General features: G+C 40.9%; 18 protein-coding genes and 4 pseudogenes. 3 read left to right on the forward strand and 19 right to left on the reverse strand.

The window, feature by feature from the left end; genetic code table 11:
* Positions 1-106 precede the first annotated feature (106 nt).
* The 3 genes from SB660_RS09365 to SB660_RS09375 all read right to left on the reverse strand — a co-directional run bounded on the left by SB660_RS09365 (position 107) and on the right by SB660_RS09375 (position 2,654).
* Positions 107-940, reverse strand: coding sequence for an undecaprenyl-diphosphate phosphatase (locus SB660_RS09365; protein WP_034660680.1), 834 nt, complete (start codon positions 938-940; stop codon positions 107-109).
* A 126-nt stretch (positions 941-1,066) separates the two neighbouring features.
* The gene (locus SB660_RS09370) at positions 1,067-2,209 is read right to left on the reverse strand and encodes an AI-2E family transporter (protein WP_410582277.1); all 1,143 of its coding nucleotides are present in this window, start codon (positions 2,207-2,209) and stop codon (positions 1,067-1,069) included.
* 73 nt (positions 2,210-2,282) lie between these two features.
* Positions 2,283-2,654 carry a hypothetical protein gene (locus SB660_RS09375; protein ID WP_410582279.1) on the reverse strand — a complete coding sequence of 124 codons (372 nt, stop codon included), beginning with the start codon at positions 2,652-2,654 and terminating at the stop codon, positions 2,283-2,285.
* Between the two features lie 201 nt (positions 2,655-2,855).
* Here SB660_RS09375 and SB660_RS09380 point away from each other — a divergent pair, with 201 nt between their 5' ends.
* A complete protein-coding gene (locus tag SB660_RS09380) occupies positions 2,856-3,839 on the forward strand; it encodes a Gfo/Idh/MocA family protein (protein ID WP_180310190.1) in 984 nt (327 codons plus the stop codon).
* A gap of 79 nt (positions 3,840-3,918) precedes the next feature.
* On the opposite strand, the gene SB660_RS09385 is transcribed toward SB660_RS09380, so the two are convergent.
* The 9 genes and pseudogenes from SB660_RS09385 to SB660_RS09425 form a co-directional block, all read right to left on the reverse strand.
* Positions 3,919-4,443, reverse strand: a complete 525-nt coding sequence (locus SB660_RS09385; protein WP_410582281.1) for a type 1 glutamine amidotransferase domain-containing protein — start codon at positions 4,441-4,443, stop codon at positions 3,919-3,921.
* 90 nt (positions 4,444-4,533) lie between these two features.
* On the reverse strand, positions 4,534-5,487 hold the full coding sequence (locus tag SB660_RS09390) for a methyl-accepting chemotaxis protein (protein ID WP_371869441.1): 954 nt from the start codon (positions 5,485-5,487) through the stop codon (positions 4,534-4,536).
* A pseudogene (locus tag SB660_RS09395) lies at positions 5,479-6,522 on the reverse strand (HAMP domain-containing protein); the annotation flags it as partial. The pseudogene SB660_RS09395 and the gene SB660_RS09390, both read right to left, overlap by 9 nt.
* Before the next feature lie 165 nt (positions 6,523-6,687).
* Positions 6,688-7,635, reverse strand: a complete 948-nt coding sequence (locus SB660_RS09400; protein WP_410582542.1) for a methyl-accepting chemotaxis protein — start codon at positions 7,633-7,635, stop codon at positions 6,688-6,690.
* Positions 7,627-8,664 (reverse strand): annotated as a pseudogene (locus SB660_RS09405) (HAMP domain-containing protein); the annotation flags it as partial. The gene SB660_RS09400 and the pseudogene SB660_RS09405, both read right to left, overlap by 9 nt.
* Before the next feature lie 176 nt (positions 8,665-8,840).
* Positions 8,841-9,791: a methyl-accepting chemotaxis protein gene (locus SB660_RS09410; RefSeq protein ID WP_370339308.1), complete on the reverse strand. Its 951-nt coding sequence runs from the start codon at positions 9,789-9,791 to the stop codon at positions 8,841-8,843.
* Positions 9,786-10,832: pseudogene (locus SB660_RS09415) on the reverse strand (cache domain-containing protein); the annotation flags it as partial. The pseudogene SB660_RS09415 and the gene SB660_RS09410, both read right to left, overlap by 6 nt.
* A 125-nt stretch (positions 10,833-10,957) precedes the next feature.
* Positions 10,958-11,908: a methyl-accepting chemotaxis protein gene (locus SB660_RS09420; protein WP_410582545.1), complete on the reverse strand. Its 951-nt coding sequence runs from the start codon at positions 11,906-11,908 to the stop codon at positions 10,958-10,960.
* Positions 11,900-12,949 (reverse strand): annotated as a pseudogene (locus SB660_RS09425) (cache domain-containing protein); the annotation flags it as partial. The pseudogene SB660_RS09425 and the gene SB660_RS09420, both read right to left, overlap by 9 nt.
* Before the next feature lie 156 nt (positions 12,950-13,105).
* Here SB660_RS09425 and SB660_RS09430 point away from each other — a divergent pair.
* Positions 13,106-13,846, forward strand: a complete 741-nt coding sequence (locus SB660_RS09430; protein WP_180310185.1) for a protein-glutamine gamma-glutamyltransferase — start codon at positions 13,106-13,108, stop codon at positions 13,844-13,846.
* 21 nt (positions 13,847-13,867) lie between these two features.
* Here SB660_RS09430 and SB660_RS09435 read toward each other — a convergent pair whose 3' ends face one another.
* From SB660_RS09435 to SB660_RS09460, 6 genes are all read right to left on the reverse strand, one after another.
* Positions 13,868-14,116 (reverse strand): hypothetical protein, encoded by a 249-nt coding sequence (locus tag SB660_RS09435; RefSeq protein WP_058013823.1) that lies wholly within the window; start codon positions 14,114-14,116, stop codon positions 13,868-13,870.
* 24 nt (positions 14,117-14,140) lie between these two features.
* Positions 14,141-15,172, reverse strand: coding sequence for a nitronate monooxygenase (locus SB660_RS09440; protein WP_410582284.1), 1,032 nt, complete (start codon positions 15,170-15,172; stop codon positions 14,141-14,143).
* 16 nt (positions 15,173-15,188) lie between these two features.
* Positions 15,189-15,590: a secondary thiamine-phosphate synthase enzyme YjbQ gene (locus tag SB660_RS09445; RefSeq protein WP_410582286.1), complete on the reverse strand. Its 402-nt coding sequence runs from the start codon at positions 15,588-15,590 to the stop codon at positions 15,189-15,191.
* A 135-nt stretch (positions 15,591-15,725) separates the two neighbouring features.
* Complete coding sequence (locus tag SB660_RS09450) at positions 15,726-17,018, reverse strand: hemolysin family protein (protein ID WP_058013820.1); 1,293 nt, start codon at positions 17,016-17,018, stop codon at positions 15,726-15,728.
* A 48-nt stretch (positions 17,019-17,066) separates the two neighbouring features.
* Positions 17,067-17,741: a zinc metallopeptidase gene (locus tag SB660_RS09455; protein WP_041816317.1), complete on the reverse strand. Its 675-nt coding sequence runs from the start codon at positions 17,739-17,741 to the stop codon at positions 17,067-17,069.
* A gap of 81 nt (positions 17,742-17,822) precedes the next feature.
* The gene (locus SB660_RS09460; protein WP_058013819.1) at positions 17,823-18,047 is read right to left on the reverse strand and encodes a YuzI family membrane protein; all 225 of its coding nucleotides are present in this window, start codon (positions 18,045-18,047) and stop codon (positions 17,823-17,825) included.
* 118 nt (positions 18,048-18,165) lie between these two features.
* Between SB660_RS09460 and SB660_RS09465 the strand changes: the two genes are divergently transcribed.
* Positions 18,166-19,152, forward strand: a complete 987-nt coding sequence (locus SB660_RS09465; RefSeq protein ID WP_180310182.1) for a potassium channel family protein — start codon at positions 18,166-18,168, stop codon at positions 19,150-19,152.
* Here the strand turns inward: SB660_RS09465 and SB660_RS09470 are convergent.
* Positions 19,149-19,550 carry a YugN-like family protein gene (locus SB660_RS09470; RefSeq protein ID WP_012011078.1) on the reverse strand — a complete coding sequence of 134 codons (402 nt, stop codon included), beginning with the start codon at positions 19,548-19,550 and terminating at the stop codon, positions 19,149-19,151. The two genes, SB660_RS09465 and SB660_RS09470, sit on opposite strands and share 4 nt — an antisense overlap.
* Between the last annotated feature and the right edge of the window lie 6 nt (positions 19,551-19,556).

A 19,556-nucleotide genomic window follows, 5' to 3' on the forward strand; every position in this document is an offset into this window, starting at 1 on the left:
ACATGATGTTTTTATCAAAAAAATGTGAAAACCCCACTTTTACTTGAAGTAAAGGTGGGGTTTGTCTACGGTCTGAACTACTCTTTAATAAGAGTAGTTTTCAGCATTACATGAATAGGATAAATAAAATCACACCTAGGATTATTCGGTATATTGCAAAAGGCACCAGTTTGATTTTATTGATCAGTTTTAGGAAGAATCGAACAACGAAGAGAGCCACAACAAATGCACTCACAAACCCGACGATAAAGAATGGCAGCATGTCTGTTGTTAAATATTCGGCATTTTTCACAAGTGTTAAAAAGCTTGCGCCCGCCATAATCGGCATCGCCATGATAAATGTAAAGTCAGCAGCCGCACGGTGATTCAAACCAAGAATAACCCCACCTGCGATCGTCGAACCCGAGCGAGAGAAGCCTGGCCATAACGCCAAACATTGAAACAGCCCGATATAAAGCGCCTGTTTGTACGTCATGTTATCGACAGAGCTTGTTTCTGTTTTACGTTTATTGATCCAGTCAGCGACAAGCATCAGCACTGCGCCTAAAATCAAACCGACTGCAACTGTTCTCACGTCAAACAAGTATTTATCAATATAATCTTCAAATAAGAATCCTAAAATGACGGCTGGGACGAGTCCTACTGCGATTTGAGCAATGGTCAGTTTATGCCCGCTGCGCTTTTGTTCTTCAGTGATATTTTTCTTTAATCCTAACAAGTTCAAAATCCGATCCTTGAACACAATCATGACAGCTAAAATAGAGCCTAACTGAATCACGACTTTAAAAGTGTTTGCCGCCTCTGGCGTAATGATTTCCTTTGATTTTAACCATAGATCATCGACAATGATCATGTGACCTGTAGACGAGACAGGTGCATACTCTGTTAATCCTTCGACAATTCCTAAAACCAGTGCCACGAATAAATCCCATAGATTCATGATTTTCTTTCCTTTCAATTCTGATCTTTTGAACAGGCAACCATCTATGTCCACATAAAGACAAGCTTCCTTCATCGAAAGCTCGTCTTTATGATACTATATTTTTTTCAAAAAAAGATTATGACATTAAACCTTTTCTTCTTTATATAAATTGGATCGCATTTTGAACCAATCAAACAAGTGGGTCGTGATGACCTTCAGGACGGCATATGTCGGAATCGCAACAATGATACCGACTACGCTGAACAATTTACCTGCTGTTAAGAGAACAAAGATAATCGTGATCGGATGAATATGAAGGTTTTTCCCCATGACCTGAGGTGAAATAAATTTCCCTTCAATGAGCTGAACCACTGTCCAGACAATGATTAGTTTTAAAAGCATCACTGGTGATGTCACAAGTGCAATCACAATCGCTGGTGTAATCGCAATCGTTGGACCAAGGTATGGCACCACACTTGTACATGCCGCAATGATTGCCAGCAGCAACGCATAGTCAAGTCCAATAATCAGATAGCCAATTAGAAGAAGAACACCAATACAGAAGCTGACAATGATTTGTCCGAGAATATAAGAGCTCAGGCGATGGTTCATTTCGTGAAGCACGATATGAGTATGTTCTCTAAACTTATTCGGAATAAATTTCAAGAAATAGTCAGGTAATTTTTTGCCGTCTTTTAATAGATAAAACAGAATGAACGGAACGGTCACGATCGAGATGATGATTTCAGTGAGCGCCCCTATGAACGTCCCCACTCCGGTAAAGGTACTTTCCAAAATTTTCGTCGCTTGACTTGACGCTTTGCTCACCAATTCAGAGACGTTAAAATTCATGTTTTTTTGCGCTTGATTAATAAAGTTGCTTCCCGTTAGTTGTCTAATCTGATCTTCTACCGTATCAACATATTTCGGAAGGTTATGAAACAGGCTCATCATTTGTGCTTGTAAAAAAGGAATAATAGACACAATCGTCACTGTTATAACGCCAATAATGACAATATATAAAAGCAAAATCGAAAAGATTCGTTTAACTCTAAACCTCTCTAACAAATTGACAATCGGATTTAATAAATAATACACGACCCCCGTTAAAATAATCGGTAAGGCAATCGTTTTGATGAGTACAATGAGCGGTGTGAAAATAAAGGATGTTTTCATGAAAACAAGGATATTCAATCCGATTAATAGCAGGACGAGTAAAAAGAGAACAAACTTGTTATCAAGAAAAAATTTTCTAAATCGACTGCTCCACATTTGCATAGAATTCATATCGTTCCTCCAAACTCGGGCTATTTTATAAATAAATTGTACACTACCTGATCATGATATAGTGGTCATTGTTTCAGCTTTTTTTCCCATTTCGCAATGGACACAGAATGGGCTGTCCTATCAGTCTTATCCATAGCAAAGACTGCTCTGTGCTTTCTTGACCTGGAAATGGAATTCCCTCTCGTGCAGCAAATAAGTTTGCAGGGAAAATGAGGACAAGATAGACAGCAATGATTTTTGCTGCTGCGATCCTGACATTTGGCAAAAGCAGCAAGACAGCCAGCAGCCATTCTAGGCATGCCGTCGCATAGACCATTACATATGGAAATGGCCAGCCTGGCATCATACGGGCAAAGCCGCTTGGCTCTACCACATGAAAAATACCGCCTGCTATGAATAAAAGCGCAAAGACGTATGTACTTCCTATATGCAGGACGCGCTTCATGGTCGTTTCCTCCTCTCCCTTCTATCAGAGTATTACCCGAATGAAGGAAGAAACTACCCACTTCTCGTACATTTATATCCTTTATGTAAGACGAACCAGCCTATATAAAGGTTTCATCCGCTTTTCAATAAAAAGAATGTTCTTTCTTACAAACGCTTTCAAAGGATGTATAATCAGAGAAAAGCAGAAGGAGGGAACGACATGATTCGATTTGCTGTCATCGGAACGAACTGGATTACAGATCGATTCTTACAGGCCGGTGAAGGAATAGCTGATTTTACATGTACAGCCGTCTATTCACGATCCGCTGAAAAAGGCCAGGCATTTGCCGAAAAATACGGTATTGATACAGTTTTTACGAACTTACATCAAATGGCAGAAAGTGATGCGTTTGATGCCGTGTATATTGCGAGTCCAAATGCCCTTCATAAAGAGCAGGCCATGTTGATGATGGAGCACCAAAAGCACGTATTATGCGAAAAACCATTTGCCTCTCACCGAAAAGAAGTAGAAGAAATGATTGCTGCAGCGAAGAAACATCAAGTGTGTTTGATGGAAGCGATGAAAACGACATTTCTGCCCAACTTCCTTCAAATCAAACAGCATCTTGATCAGCTTGGACCCATTCGGCAAGTGGTCGCTCATTACTGTAAATATTCCTCAAGATACGATGCCTACCGAAATGGCGAGATTCCAAATGCTTTTAAGCCTGAATTATCGAATGGTTCTTTAATGGATATTGGTGTGTATCTCGTCTACCCGGCGATCTATTTATTTGGTCTGCCGAATCAAATCACCGCGAGAGGTTATAAGCTTTCTTCTGGTGTAGATGGAAGCGGCTCTGTCCTTATGCAATATGACGGACATCAAGCACTCCTTTTTCATTCTAAAATTTCAACGTCTCATTTATCTGCAGAAATTCAAGGAGAGGATGCGACGATGGTGATTGATCAATTCCATCGTCCTTCACATATCTCGATCCATGATCGGCAAGGACACCAAACCGACATCTCTCTCAAAGATGACCAGCCAGCCATGTATTATGAAATCTGTCATTTTATTGAGTGTATTCAGCAAGGAATGAGTCAGTCTCCAATCAATACATTTGCCTTATCTGTTCAAACTATGTCCGTCATGGACGAGGCGAGAAAACAAATGGGCGTGAGGTTTCCTGCCGATAGATAAAATGAATGGGGCATGAAATGATGAACAAAGGGCGAACATGAGATGCAAATTCGCCCTTTGTTTATTTTGGATCCATAGTTTATTTTGCCGCTAATACATCAGCAAATGCTTTCACATAGGGAGGAAGATCCGGTGGACGTCTGCTCGAGACGAGATGTCTATCTATGACGACTGCTTCATCAAACCAGTCTGCCCCAGCATTTGTCATATCATCTTTAATACCAGGTGTACTTGTCACTTTTTTTCCTTGCAGGATTCCTGCTGAAATCAATACCCATCCAGCATGGCAAATTTGCCCGATTGGTTTTGCCTTTTCATCAAATGAACGTACGATATTTAACACTTCTGGAAAACGGCGCAGTTTATCTGGCGCCCACCCTCCAGGGACAAGCACAGCATCATATTCATCCGCTTGAATGGAATAAAAATCTGCATCAGATACAGCCGGCACACCATACTTCCCAGTGTACTCATGATTTGCTTTTTCTCCTACAAGGTGCACAGTTGCCCCTTCTTCTCTTAAACGCAGAACCGGATACCATAGCTCTAAATCTTCAAAATCATCACTGACAAACGCAATGACCTTCTTATTTGCTAAACGCATAACATCTCTCCTATTCTTTCGATTTCCTCTATTGTACGAGATGACCGCTTAAAAAGAAAAGCGGTTCCCCTTGAGGAGAACCACTTGACCTTATTCACTGATCTTGAATTTTTTAATTAAATCACGTAATTCTTCCGCCATTTGGGAAAGAGTCGTAGAGGAAGAACTAATCTCTTCCATAGAAGCAAGCTGCTCTTCAGCAGATGCAGCGATATCTTGGATGCTTGCTGAACTCTCCCGTGATACATCTGCAATTTCATTCACTGCTTTAGAAATTTGCTCAGATCCTTTTGAAAGCTCGCGTACTGTTGTATTCATTTCATTAATTCTTGTAGCGATTTCGGCTGTTTGCTGATTAATTTGTGAGAAGCTTTCTTTCGTTTGATCTGTAATGGAAAGACCATTCTTCACTTCTTCATTTACTGATTTGAACATATTTTGAGATGTTTCGATTTCAGATACGATTTCTTTCACAAGCTTTTCAATCTCTTTTGCTGAATCTGATGATTGAACTGCAAGTTTACGCACTTCCTCCGCAACAACAGAGAAGCCTCTGCCTGACTCACCTGCACGTGCTGCTTCAATGGCTGCATTGAGCGCAAGTAAATTCGTTTGATCCGCAATGCCGTTAATCACGCCTAGGATGCTTGTGATATCTTTTGATTTATGCTCTAGCCCGTTGATCACCCCTTCAGCTTCTTTCACTGAATGGTCGATCGTCTTCATTTGGCCAACGGTTTGCTCCACAAGCTGTCCGCCTGATTCCGCGGCTGTTCTTGATTGAATAGATGACGCTGTGATGACATCAGATGTTTCTGCGACTTCGTTCAGTCCCTCATTCATTTGTTTTAAATGAGCCGCACTTTGCTCCACCATTTCGCTTTGATTTTCGTTGCCGTTTGAGAATGTTTCAATAGATGATGTAATATGTTCAGTTGCTTGTGTTGTTTGACCTGCGCTTGCCGTCAGTTCTTCAGATGAAGAAGCCACGTTTTCTACAGATGTTTGTACAGCTTGGATGACATCTCTTAATGACTCACTCATTTCATTAAAGCTTGTGCCTAGCTGTCCAATTTCATCTTTTGACCGGACATCAATTTTTTCTGTTAAATCTCCCTCACTGATTTTCTTTGAAGAAGAGACAAGTATAGAAAGTGGTTTTGTAATGGAACGGATGATCAAGAAGATCAGAATCCCGCCAATGATGAGCGCACCAGCTAAAATGATAGCGGCCATGTTAAAGACTGGCTGTGCAGCTTCTTCGACTTCCGTCACAAACATCGTACCGACAATTTTCCAGCCCGTCGCTTTGTTTGTGGTAAATTCCATTTGCTTTTCTTTTCCTTCAAACATATAACTCATAGAACCTTCATCTTGTGAATAAAGCTTTTCTAGCCACTCACCAGATAATTTTGTTCCAGCTTTTTTCGTAGGATGGGCAACAAAGGTACGATCCGGACTTCCGATAAAGGCATAGCCTTGTTTCCCAATGTTTATGCTATTTGATTCTTTTACGAGATTCGCAATGTCTAAGTTCATTGCAATGACGCCTGATCCGTCCTCTAACTTTTTAGAGATGGTGACCACAAGCGTACCTGTGGAAGCTGTTGGATACGGTGCTGAAACAGACAGCTCTCCGTTTTTCTCCCAGCCGTCTTTATACCAATCCCGCTCCGTTGCGACATAGTCAGCAGGCATTTTTTTGTTAGGATATCTCGAAAACACTTTGCCATCACTTGAAGCGACAAAAATGCCTTCTGTGTCATCATTCATACTCATGAACTGCTCAAAGCGTCCTTGAATATCTGTCGTACCTTTTTGCTTAAGCTTTTTCTCCGTGATCCATTTGCTAAAGAAATCGGCTGCGTCTGTTTTCACTTTCACAACCTTCGTAATATTTTTATCTAGCTGCTCGACGTTCTCCTTTGCACTTTGCATGATTTGATCATTTAAGGAAGTGCTGGCCGTATGATAAGAAGAGAATGCCAACACAATGATCGGGCATAAGAGAATAAATAAGAAAGAGAATACGAGCTTTTTTGAAATAGATGGCTTCCTGAAATACTGTATGAATTTCATAAAAAAGAAAACTCCTTTTAGTAAGATAGTATATATATCGGAAGTACTACTAGGTTGTTTACTTTTTTAACTTATTAAAGTCTAAATAAGACCAAAATACCCAAATTATATGTATTGAATGGAAAAAACACCTGATGCCAAAACGTCAGGTGCTTCCCTATACTCTTATATTTTAAATTGTTTAATGAGCTCTCTTAGCTCTTCTGCCATCTGAGATAACGTAGCAGAGGATGAGCTGATCTCTTCCATAGATGCCAGCTGTTCTTCTGCGGATGCTGCGATATCTTGGAAGCCTGCAGAGCTTTCTCGTGAAAGCTCTTTGATTTGATTCACCACATGTGAAATATCATTTGAGCCATGCGAAAGTTCTTTAGCCGTTCCGTTCATTTGTTTCATTTGTTCTGTCATTTCTAATGTTTTATCGGTAATTTTCTCAAAGCTGACTTTCGTTTCATCTGTAATATTTAATCCAGATTGTACTTCACCTGCTACTTGTTTAAACATGTTCTGTGATTTTTCAATTTCCTCTACAATCTCGTTCGTCAAGCTTTCAATTTCCTTTGAAGAGCTTCCTGATTGCTCTGCCAGCTTACGAACTTCTTCTGCAACAACAGAAAAACCTCTGCCTGCTTCTCCTGCCCGAGCGGCTTCTATCGCAGCATTTAAAGCTAGGAGATTGGTCTGGTCGGCAATGCCGTTAATGACACCCAGAATGTTCGTAATATCTTTTGATTTCTGCTCTAAGCCTTGAATCACAAGCTCTGCTTCTTTCACTGCCTGCTCGATGGTTTGCATTTGCCCTGCTGTTTTTTGAACAAGTTCTCCACCGGCCTGAGCCGTTTTGCTCGAATCAATCGACGATTCCATCATATGAGAGGTCGTATCGACCATATCGGATAAGCTGCGATCCATTTCATTCAACTGGACTGAGCTTTTTTCAATCATATCATTTTGATGTTCATTGCTGTTTGAGAACTGTTCAATAGATGATGTGATATGCTCAGTCGCTTGAGCGGTCTGTCCCGCACTAGCTGTTAACTCTTCAGAGGAGGCGGCCACATTTTCAATGGAATTTTGAACAGCTTGAATGACTTGTTTCAGCTTTGATGACATCTCGTTAAAGCTCTGCGCAAGCTTGCCGATTTCATCATGCGTACGAACTTCAATATGCTGTGTCAGATCACCCTGACTGATTTTTTCAGCCGATTCAGAGAGCGCTATCAGTGGCTTTCGGATCGATTTAATAATAAAATAAATCGCGATTCCGCCTATGGCAATCGCAACTGCCAGTATGATCATTGTTAAGTCGAGAACTGGCTGTGCAGCTTCTTGAATTTCGCCAACATACATTGTTCCAGCAAGCTTCCAGCCTGTTGCTTCATTTGTGTCAAAAAACATTTGCTTCGGCTGTCCATTGTATTCATATTTAAAGTTGCCTTGTTTTTCATCATACAATTTTGTGATGAAATCACCTGTCAATTTCTCCCCAGGCTTGTCTGTTTTATGGGCAATATAATGCTGATCTGGAGTCGCGACAAACGCATAGCCCTCTTTACCAATTTTGATACTGTTTGTATCTTTTATGATCGTGTTCAAGCGCATATTGATCCCAATTACACCAGATCCATCTGCTAACTGTTCTGATATTGTGATGAGCAGGTCATCTGATGACTTGTCGACAAAAGGATCTGAAATGATGAGTTTCTTATCTCCCATCGATTGTTGAAACCATGGTTCGTTTTTTGCGCTCGCTCCACTCCTTTTATGAATCTCGGAATATTCGGTTAGTTTACCATTTTGATCTGCAATGAATACTTCCACAACATCTTCGTCTGTTTCCGATAATTGCTCTAATTTCACCTTAAGTAAATCCTTGTTTTTAGAAGTCAATTCACTCTTTTTCACCGATTTAGATAAATAAGAAACGATATCAATTTTAGGCTGTACATCTTTATTAATGAGTTCGTTTAATTGCTGAACACCATTTGCAGCACTAGACATAATCTCATCATTGAGAGACTTTGATGCCACTTCATAAGAAAATGCTGCCAATACGAGAATTGGCACTAGGAGAATCGCTAAGAATGCAGTAATTAATTTCTTGGACATTGTAAAATGCTTAAAAAAGTTGATTTTTTTCATGACTCTACTCCTTTTGAATTATGATTTGTGGTCTTTCCCTTCTATTCTTAGGTAATACGAATTATTTTTCAAGGGATAATGTTCGAAATCCAATTAAAATGAGTAAATTTACCTATTTCTTTTGATTTATTCAATTGAAAAAGAGCCCTTTAGCTGAAGGGCTCTTTTCATTTTGTCTATTCGACTTTAAATTTGCTGATCAAATCACGCAATTCTTCTGCCATTGATGAAAGCGTAGCAGAGGAGGAGCTGATTTCTTCCATAGATGCGAGCTGTTCTTCCGCTGAAGCCGCAATGTCTTGAATGTTTGCGGAGCTTTCACGTGAGACGTCTGCAATCTCACGGACAGCCTCTGACACATGTGCAGAGCCATTTGAAAGCTGGACAACTGTTTGATTCATTGTTTGAAGCTGGTCAGAAATTTCTTTTGTCATTTCGAAAATATTGTGGAAGCTCACTCTTGTTTGTTCAGTGAAGCTTAAGCCTGATTGAACTTCTCGATTCACTGCAGTGAATACTTCCTGTGATACATCGATGTCTTGAACGATTTCTTTAATCAAATTCTCGATTTCTTTCGCCGAATTGGCTGATTGAACAGCCAGTTTTCTTACTTCTTCAGCTACAACGGAGAAGCCTCTGCCAGATTCCCCAGCTCTTGCTGCCTCAATCGCTGCATTTAGCGCAAGTAGATTTGTTTGGTCGGCGATACCATTGATGACACCTAGAATTTGTGTAATGTCTTTTGATTTACTTTCAAGAGCGCTGATGACATTCTCTGCTTTTTTCACGGACTGATCAATGACATTCATTTGAGAAGCGGTTTTTTCGACAAGCTGTCCGCCTTCCCCTGCGATATCTGTTGATTTGATCGATGAAGCAGTAATGGATTCAGCCGACTCATTCATGTGCTGAAGGCCACGGTTCATTTCCTCTAACTCGTCTGAGCTAGATTCGACTTTTTCATTTTGACTTTCATTTCCATTTGAGAATTGTTCAATGGCTAGTGTAATATGCTCTGTTGCTTTACTTGTTTGCCCTGCGCTGGCTGTCAGTTCTTCTGAGGAAGAAGCGACATTTTCAACTGAGGTTTGTACGGCACCAATTAGGGTTCTTAATGAGTCTATCATTGTATTAAAGCCTTTTCCAACTTGACCAATTTCGTCATCTGATTGGATCTGAAGCTTATCTCGTAAATCACCTTCGCTGACTTTTTTCGAGAAGCGGGCAAGGTTGGATAATCTTTTCGATATAGAGCGGACGATAAAGAAGATGAGGGTACCTGCTACGATAAGTGTCACACTGAACACAATAAGGGCTGTATTGAAAACGGGCTTTGCTGCATCTTCTACTTCTGATACGAGCATCGTTCCACCGATTTTCCAGCCGGTTAATTCATTGGTCACATACGCAACCTTTTTATCTATTCCTTTGAGTGTGTAACTGCCGCTTCCTTCTTTGTTTTTAAAAATAATATTTGCCAGATTCTCATTGACCTGACTTCCTGACTTTTGGGTCGGATCTGCTAACACTGTTTTATCTTTCTCCATGATGAAAGCATAGCCTTTTCGCCCAATTTTGATTTCTTTTAACTTTTGAATCAAGGTGTCAATTTCCATATCAAGTCCAATAACACCTGAACCATCTTTCATTTTTTGAGTAATCGTGATAACCATTTTGCCTGTGGAGGCTGCTACATATGGTTTTGTGATGACTTGTTTGCCGTTTTCTGCATTGAGTGCTTCTTGATACCATGGACGCTCTCTCGGATCGTAGCCATCAGGCATCTTTTGAACAGGATATTGCATAAACAGTCCCTTTTCGGAGCCTGCATAGATAGCAGAAACATCTTTTTCATTAATTTTTCCAAATTGCTGCAATTCTTTAATGGTCGTATTTCTATTTTTTTCTTGAAGATTAGACGCTTTAAGTGAGTCTGTAAACAGAGCTACAGCATCTGCTTTATTTCCTATATTCTCATTGATTAAAGTATCAAATGCATTGACTTGACTCATTGCACTGCCCATAATCTGTTTGTCTAGCTCTGTCTTTGATGTAAAAAACGCACTAATTGTCAGTGCAGTGGTTGGCAGGATAAGGACTACCAAAAAAGCCATAATTAATTTTTTTGAAATGGATGGTTTTTTTAACCATTGGATCATTTTCCCCATTTTCTCTTTCCCCCTTTACTTCTCTAAAGTTATTATCGGATGAAAGGTTTAATTTTACAGGCTAGACATGCTGTTTAAACATAAAAAAAATACCCAGACAATTCTGGGTATTTTTTCATCGTTTTTTAATCAATTTTGAATTGACTTGTGAGCTCTTTTAGTTCCTCTGCCATGTTTGCAAGTGTCACTGAAGAAGATGATATTTCTTCCATAGAGGCCAGCTGCTCTTCAGCAGAAGCTGCAATATCTTGAATGTTTGCCGCACTTTCTCTAGAGACTTGGCGCATCTCCTGCATAGCTTGTGAAACCAGCTTCGAACCGCTCGATAGATCAATGGCTGTATCGTTTAATTGCGTCAGTTTTTTCGACATTCCTTCTGCCGCCTCATAAATGTTCTGGAAGCTTTCTTTTGCTTCTTCTGTCATACCAAGTCCTGCATGTACTTCTCGATTGACCGTTTTGAACATATCTTGAGATTTAGCAATTTCTAACACAATTTCTTGAATGAGCTTTTCTATTTCTTTCGCTGAGTCTGCCGATTGAACAGCTAGTTTTCTCACTTCTTCTGCCACGACAGAGAAGCCGCGTCCTGATTCGCCTGCTCTAGCTGCTTCGATGGCTGCATTTAACGCAAGAAGATTCGTTTGATCTGCAATGCCGTTAATGACATTTAAAATGCTCGTAATATCTTTAGACTTATATTCTAATTGCTTCATGACTTGTTCTGCCTCTTGTACAGATGTATCAATATGTTTCATTTGGCTCGCTGCGCTTTCAACAATTCGGCCGCCTTGACCAGCTGCCTCTGTCGATTGAAGTGAGACAGAAGCCACTTCTGATGACGTTTGTGACATGCCTTGTAATCCTTCATTCATTGCCACAAGCTGATTCGTACTAGATTCGACTTTCTCGTTTTGTGCTTCATTTCCATTTGAAAATTGTTCAATCGACATTGTGATATGCTCGGTTGCTTGACTTGTTTGGCTGGCACTTGCCGTCAGCTCCTCGGAAGCGGATGCCACATTGTCGACAGACTGCTGAACCGCTCGAATGACTTCACGTAAAGATTCACTCATCTTGCTAAAGCTTCTTGTGAGATCTCCAATTTCATCCTTCGATTTGGTTTCAAGGGTTTCGGTTAAATCACCTTCGCTCACCTTTTCTGAGAAATCAACAAGCTTTCGAAGTCCAATTGTGATGGAGCGAACGATAAAGAAGATCGCAATACCGCCAAGGATAAAAGAAGAAATTAAAAGAATAATGGCAGAATTCCAAACTGGCTGTGCTGCTTCTTCTGTTTCTGATACAAACATCGTTCCAGCAATTTTCCAACCTGTTAAATCATTTGTCACAAAAACGAGGCGTTTTTGTTCTCCTTTATTCTCATAAGTTGATGTTCCTTCTTTGCCGCTGTAAAGGATTGATGAAATGTTCTCTGTAACTGCAGAGCCTGATTTTTCTTCTGGATGAGCTACAATTTGCTTATTTCTATTTGCAATAATTGGATATCCTTCTCGTCCAATTTTAATGTCTTTGATTTTATCGACAATATCCTGTACATCAATATCAATCCCAATGGCTCCCGATCCGTCCTTCAGACGCTGAGCGATTGTGACAACCATTCCATTTGTTGTGGCAGAGATATATGGATTGGTGACCACAGGTTCACCTTTTTCGTCCTGCATTGCTGCTTTATACCAGTCACGAGTCGTTGGATCATAGCCTTTTGGCATGTCTACTTTAGGGAACTGAATAAAGTCACGTTTTTTACTTGCTGCATAAAACCCAACCACATCATCTTCATTGATTTTACTGTATATTTCAAAATGCTCATACAGTTCGTCCTGGTTTTTCTTTTTAAAATCTGCAGCACTGGATGTTTCGGTAAATAGTTTGACTGCATTTTCCTTATTCAAAAGCTTTTGCTCGATCATGTCATTCAGTTCATTGACTCTTGCATTTGCTCCATACATAATTTCATGATCTAATTCTTCTTTGGCAATCTGATATGAAATCGTACTGAGTGTAATAATTGGCAAGACAAGAACGAGAGTGAATGAAATAATCAGCCTCTTAGAAATCGATGGTTTTTTCAACCATTTTATTGCATTTTTCATGTTTTTCCTCCTTTTAAACGATATGTTATATATCGGACATCTTCATATTATTTTCATGTTTTTCAAATAAAAAGGATGCATTTTTGTTTATTTCCACAAATTGATTCCTTGCCCAAGCACCCTGCATACGCTAATACAAAAGGGGGCGCTTTTCATATGATTATCCTTTCAGGACAGCCAGTAACAAATGAGCAGCTGGCTTCATTTCAGCTAGAAGGACAAAAGCGGATCATTTTGATGCAGTTACAAGCCTCAAACGATACATTCCGCTTCAGGCAAGCATCTGATTTGTTATTTGAGGTCACTTTGAGATCGAACATTATGAATGCTGCAAGAGATTTGCATAAAAGTGGTGCCTCATTTGCCATCTTTCAAAGGTCTCGTGCAAATGACGCCTTTTGGCGCGTATCTGAAGCAGGAGCACTAGAGCTGCGCTATCAAGTCGAACCATCTAGAGGCATTAAAGACATTTTTGAAAATGGCTCACAATATGCCTTTGAATGTGCCACCGCCATTGTCATCGTGTTTTATATGGGCGTCTTGCAAACGGTAGGAGACGAGAAGTTTAACCGAAGGCTTCGCAGTTTAACCCTGTATGACTGGCATTATGATACATTGTCGATTTATACAGAGCGCGGGAATGACTTTATCTATGGAGATTGCTTATATTTCGAGAATCCAGAGTTTAGCTATCAGCAGTCACAGTGGCGTGGGGAAAATGTGATTTACTTAGGAGAAGATCAATATTACGGACATGGACTTGGGATTTTAACAGCGGCCGAAATTATCGATAGATTAAATAAGAGAAGGCGGCCAGGTGCTGTTCAATCTGCTTATCTATTGCCGCAGACCACCCGGATGGATGTGATTTATCTCAGGCAAATGTTTGGCAGCTAAAAAAAGCCTCTTGTCTAGTGGTTATGACAAGGGGCTTTTGTATGCCTTGCGATTTCGATAATCTTGCAGCGTGCCAAGCATCGTGTTCGCAAGGATCTCCATTTTTTCTAAGTCTTTTCTTGTGACCGGCGGATCATGCCAGCTCCATTTTACATAACGAACAAAATAGTAATGACGAATGGGCGTAAGGACGGCAGGAGAGTGCGGAAATTCATCAAACCAAAATTCAATTTGGCCTTTTTTTCGGTATGAATGTTTTAAAATGTCCACCCTTTCACACCACCCAAGATGATTTTATATGTGCGTCAGTTCATGCATGATCTCCTCAACGGTTAAAATCGAGTGAATACGGCCAACGCCCTGTCCTGCCCAAAGAGCCATTTGATCAGGGTTTCCCGCCGCAGCGGCTGCTTTTCGCATCGGTGTCGTCCATACATGCTGAACCGGATAAGGAAGAACCCTATCTTCATTCTGTCTTTCTTCCTCCATCCACTGATTCACAATACCTCTTGCTCTTTTCCCTGAGAAAAGCCTCGTGATCTTTGTTTCACTGCTTTCTGCCTGTAAAATCGCCTTTTTGTATACGTCTGCCGCAGCACTTTCCTGACTGGCTAAAAATCGTGTGCCGATTTGCACCGCATCCGCTCCAAGCGCTAGAGCGGCTTCTACACCTGCTCGATCTGTAATCCCGCCTGCGGCGATCAATGGCACATGACAGAGCAGCTTGACGTCAGAGATCAGGCTAAAGAGTCCCACTAGGGCATCTCCTTTTGCAGGTAAAAAGGTACCGCGGTGACCTCCTGCTTCACTTCCTTGCAGAACAATGGCATCCATTCCTTTTTCCTCTAAAAGCAGTGCTTCCTCTTTTGTAGTGGCGGTTCCGATTAAAAAGATCCCCTTTTGTTTTAAACGTTCTATCGTTTGTTCATTTGGACAAGAGAAGGTAAAGGAAACGACCGGTACGTCTTGTTCCAAAAGAATGTTGATTTTCTGTTCAAAATCATGCCACAATTCCTCTTCGCTCGGCAGACTATCAGCTACTGGTCGTACTGGCAGTCTCTTCTCCCAAAATGCCACATCCTCTTTTTTGACTTCAGAAATTGGCTCTGGTACAAATACATTGACCTGGAACTGGCGAGTTGTCAGCTGTTTGACCTGTTTGATCTGCTGCCTCAAATGGTCAGGCTGCACATATCCACTTGCCAAACTGCCAAGTCCCCCGCATTGCGAAACAGCAGCTGCTAGCTGCGGTGTCACGGCACCTCCTGCCATTGGTGCTTGGATAATCCCATATTTGATTTGCAGTAATTTCGTGAAATCCCCCATTTATTTCCCCCATCTCTTACTCGTTTGATGACACCTGTATATAAAAATGGCGATGTCTCGGCCCGTCAAACTCACAGAAATAAATTCCCTGCCATGTGCCAAGGACAAGATCACCATGATGGATGAGAACATGCTGCGAAGCACCCATATAGCTCGCTTTCATATGAGCGGCTGTATTTCCTTCCATATGGCGGTCCTTCGGATGTTCCCACGGAAAGACTTCGTCAAGCCTCCGGAGCATATCTCGTTTCACATCTGGGTCTGCATTTTCATTAATGGTCATCCCTGCTGTCGTATGGGGACAGTAGACGATGACACTTCCGTTTTGAATACCTGTTTCCTTAACATATTGATGGACCTCATTCGTCACGTCGACCATCTCATCGCGTCTATTTGTTTGTACATTGATTTTTTTCATATGAGCGGCTCCTTTTTGTCATTTCTATAAAACCATACCCTTTTTATGTGGAATCAATCACTGTTGATCGGTGGAAGACATTCTCCCACCTAAAGTTTACCAAGTAAAAAAACCTCGTCAAGCGTGACGAGGTTTTTAAGAAAAGTGGACCTTTTTGATTTCAATGGTCCGAATATGATGGTCTTCCGCATCTATGATGGTAAATTCACAGCCTTCTGCTTCAATCGTATCTCCAATCTCAATATCAAATTTATGTGTCATCATCCAGCCAGCAATTGTATCAACATCATCATTCTCTATCGCTAAATCCAATAAATCATTTACTTCATCAATCAAGGCTTTTCCATCCATTACATAGTGGAAGTCACCTTTTTTAACGATATGAGGTGTTTCGTCCTGATCATATTCATCTCGAATTTCGCCCACGATTTCCTCTAATATGTCCTCTACTGTGACAAGCCCGGCTGTTCCTCCGTATTCGTCTACGAGCACTGACATATGAATGCGTTCCTTTTGCATCAAAATAAGCAATTCTTGAACAGGTGTACTTTCAATCACACGAATGACCGGACGCATTAAGTCTTCAATCGTCACATCTTGATTCAGGAAACTCGCTTTAAACACATCTTTGCTATTGATAACACCAACCACATGATCTTTATCTTCTTTAATGACGGGGTAGCGTGTGTATCTTTCGTTTAGCATATAATGCGTCACGTCTTCAAGCGTCTGTTCAATCTCTATAGCTGAAATTTCTGTACGAGGGATCATGATCTCTCTCGCCACTCGGTTATCAAATTCAAAAATTTTATTCACATATTTGTACTCAGACTGGTTAATCTCGCCCTTCTCATAGCTTTCAGATAAAATAAGGCGCAACTCTTCCTCACTGATCGCCACTTCATGTTCTTTGACAGAATGAAAACCGAATAATTTCACAATGCCTCGTGCCGCCCCATTTAATGCTTTAATAAACGGGTACATGACTCTATAGAAAAAGATAAGTGGCTTTGCTGTCACAAGGCTGACCGCCTCTGCCTTTTGAATGGCAATCGTTTTAGGCGCAAGTTCTCCCACAACGACATGTAAAAACGTAATGATCACAAATGCAATGATAAACGATAGGATGTCGGTTAATGCGGAATGAAGCCCCAGCTCCTCAAATAGTGGGTGCAGAAAATGCTCCACCGTCGGCTCGCCCAGCCACCCTAAACCTAAAGCCGTGATGGTAATGCCGAGCTGACAGGCGGATAAATATTCGTCGAGATTTGATATGAGCTTTTGTACGTGAATGGCTCTCTTATCACCGCTTTCAATCAGCTGATTGATTTTAGAGCCTCTAATTTTCACAATCGCAAATTCAGTGACAACAAAAAATGCTGTCGCAGCAATGAGTAATATGACTAAAAATACGTTTAAAATATACAAAAAAACCCTTACCTAACAACGGTAAGGGCTCACCTCCTCTGGCATCAATTAATCATTACGGCCATTTAGGAAGATCATTACAAAACGGAGCAATTCAAACAAGGAGACAAGGGCCGCTGCGACGTACGTAAGAGCGGCAGCATTTAACACCTTGTTCACGCCTCTTTCTTCACTGCTTCTAATGATTCCTTCTGAAACAATGATGTCTTTCGCACGAGAACTTGCATTAAACTCGACAGGCAATGTCACAAGCTGAAAGAACACAGCCGCTGAGAACAAAATGATCCCAAGCCCGATTAAGTTAAGGCTGCCAAGTAAGATTCCACCAAGGAAAAGAAGCGGGGCAACACCAGATGCAAAGTTCACGACAGGAAAGATCTTATGTCTCAAGACAAGCGCACCATAGGATTCCTGATGCTGCAAGGCATGTCCAACCTCGTGTGATGCGACTGAAATGGCCGAAATGGAATGGCCATAGTACACAGGTTCAGATAAGCGAACCACACGCTGCGTCGGGTCGTAATGATCAGTCAAAGTTCCTCTTACCGGTTCAACAGGCACGTCGTATAACCCGTTGCGATCTAAAATATGTCGAGCGGTTTCCGCACCTGTTTTCATACTGGATGCTTCAACCTTTGAATATTTTTCAAAATTATTCTTTACTTTAAATTGTGCCCAAAATGATAATCCCAATGCGGCAAAAGTTAAAAAATAAAAAAACAGCATGCTCATCAGCTTCCTTTTTATTTTATATATTTATTTACAATTTTAATGACTTTTATGTAACGTGTACAGAAAAAAGCACTAGGTCTTTTTAAGGGGGATCACCGCGCCAATGAAAAAAAAGAACACACCTAAGCATGCTGTATAAAAGGTCACCGTTCCGTATAGGTTTTGAAAAAAGTGCAGCCATGAAAAATCATTCATAAAATGATTCACCGCATTTAAGTCAAACACAAGTAAGATCATAGCTGATGATAAAAAGTGAGCACCGATAAAAAGAAGTACGGTCTTTTGAACGAACGACATTCGCATTCCCTCCTTCTTCTCTCTTATTTTAAGATATGGGAACTACATGACGATGATGAAAAATTGTTTCCTCAATCGGGCATACTGATATTAGCAGTTTCCTGAAAGGAAGAGTCCGATGAAATCAAACCGTATCTTTATCGCTTGGCTAAGGTGGCCTCTCTATCTTCGAATTGCCGTCATCATCTGTTTCTTGCTTCTTTTTTTTGGACAATTAATTGTCTTGCTTGAACCGAAGCAGTATCATACGATCTTTGATGGGATCTGGTGGGCTCTCATTACAGTCGCGACGGTCGGCTATGGTGATTTTGTGCCGCAAACCATGCCCGGACAAATCGCAGGTATGGCGCTGATTCTGATCGGGGCAAGCTTTGTCACGGCTTATTTTGCCACACTCGCTGCCGCTGTGTTCAGCAAGCAGCACCATTATGTAGAAGGGAAGGTCGCGTTTAAAGGAAAAGGACATCTCATTATCATCGGTTGGAATGAAAAAACGAACAAACTGCTTCAATCGTTTCAAACGATTGATCCCGCTATGCCGATTGTGCTGATTGATGATTCTTTGAAGGAAGGACCGCTTCTAGAGAATGTTCATTTTATTAAAGGGCATGGCACCGATGATGGCACACTTCGCAAAGCCAATATTTCAGGTGCAGATGCACTGATGATTACCGCAGATCAGCATGAGAATGAAGTGACAGCTGATATGCAGAGTGTTTTAACATTACTTGCAGCAAAAGGATTAAACCCTTCTCTATACTGTTTAATTGAAATTTTAACAGATCGTTACGTGAAAAATGCCGAGCGGGCTGGCGCCAATCAAGTCATTCATACCTCTGATGCAGTCAATCATTTAATGGTCGAGCATTTTCTTTTAAAAGAACAGTTCAAAACGTTAAAGAAAAAAAGTCATATGACCTTGCATAAACAGGTCACCATCATACCGGTTCCAGCTTCGTTAGCTGGAGAAACATTCTTAACAGCACTCCATCACTTTTTAGAGCATCATGTGATCGTTGTCGGTGTACAAAAAAAAGAAGGACCCATGATGAATCCTCCCTTTGATTATGAGCTTCATCCAGAGGATGAACTGATCAGCCTTTAAAGCAGTGCGTCTTCTAATTCCTTGACGAGCGAAAAGCCAATCTCAGTATAAGCTTTTGATACATCTCCATCTTTCTCTTTTGGTTCTTGGAATTGGTTAAAGGATGCTCCCACATTTCCAACCATCGCATGATCATCTAACTTATCTTGATAGACATGCTTTAAGAGAAATGGATCTCCCAGTTTCACCACAACGCCTGGCTGATCCAGCTGGCCCTTTTCAGCTGTAAAAGGAACTCTGAGAAAAGTATAGCCATCACGATTATCAATTTTATAATCAAAGTATCCGTGATCGTAATCCCAGTTACCATTAATGACATAACCGAGCGGCTTCATCGTCTCTTCTAAATGGTAAAGTGAAAAGCTTTCACCAGGCAGCCTGGATGGTACATGAATCATACGAAA

Origin of the sequence: Bacillus sp. SIMBA_005 (assembly GCF_046535585.1) — a bacterium.
Lineage (GTDB): Bacteria > Bacillota > Bacilli > Bacillales > Bacillaceae > Bacillus > Bacillus pumilus.

Excerpts from the sequence above, each read along its gene's own strand:
- SB660_RS09400 (WP_410582542.1), bottom strand. The coding sequence starts at position 7,635 with ATGTCATCAAAGCTGAAACAAGTCATTCAAGCTGTTCAAAATTCCATT.
- SB660_RS09370 (WP_410582277.1), bottom strand. The coding sequence starts at position 2,209 with ATGAATTCTATGCAAATGTGGAGCAGTCGATTTAGAAAATTTTTTCTT.
- SB660_RS09465 (WP_180310182.1), top strand. The coding sequence starts at position 18,166 with ATGAAATCAAACCGTATCTTTATCGCTTGGCTAAGGTGGCCTCTCTAT.
- SB660_RS09390 (WP_371869441.1), bottom strand. The coding sequence starts at position 5,487 with ATGAGTGAGTCATTAAGAGATGTCATCCAAGCTGTACAAACATCTGTA.
- SB660_RS09440 (WP_410582284.1), bottom strand. The coding sequence starts at position 15,172 with ATGGGGGATTTCACGAAATTACTGCAAATCAAATATGGGATTATCCAA.
- SB660_RS09385 (WP_410582281.1), bottom strand. The coding sequence starts at position 4,443 with ATGCGTTTAGCAAATAAGAAGGTCATTGCGTTTGTCAGTGATGATTTT.
- SB660_RS09365 (WP_034660680.1), bottom strand. The coding sequence starts at position 940 with ATGAATCTATGGGATTTATTCGTGGCACTGGTTTTAGGAATTGTCGAA.
- SB660_RS09375 (WP_410582279.1), bottom strand. The coding sequence starts at position 2,654 with ATGAAGCGCGTCCTGCATATAGGAAGTACATACGTCTTTGCGCTTTTA.
- SB660_RS09430 (WP_180310185.1), top strand. The coding sequence starts at position 13,106 with ATGATTATCCTTTCAGGACAGCCAGTAACAAATGAGCAGCTGGCTTCA.
- SB660_RS09460 (WP_058013819.1), bottom strand. The coding sequence starts at position 18,047 with ATGTCGTTCGTTCAAAAGACCGTACTTCTTTTTATCGGTGCTCACTTT.
- SB660_RS09410 (WP_370339308.1), bottom strand. The coding sequence starts at position 9,791 with ATGATAGACTCATTAAGAACCCTAATTGGTGCCGTACAAACCTCAGTT.
- SB660_RS09445 (WP_410582286.1), bottom strand. The coding sequence starts at position 15,590 with ATGAAAAAAATCAATGTACAAACAAATAGACGCGATGAGATGGTCGAC.
- SB660_RS09380 (WP_180310190.1), top strand. The coding sequence starts at position 2,856 with ATGATTCGATTTGCTGTCATCGGAACGAACTGGATTACAGATCGATTC.
- SB660_RS09420 (WP_410582545.1), bottom strand. The coding sequence starts at position 11,908 with ATGAGTGAATCTTTACGTGAAGTCATTCGAGCGGTTCAGCAGTCTGTC.
- SB660_RS09470 (WP_012011078.1), bottom strand. The coding sequence starts at position 19,550 with ATGATTCATGTACCATCCAGGCTGCCTGGTGAAAGCTTTTCACTTTAC.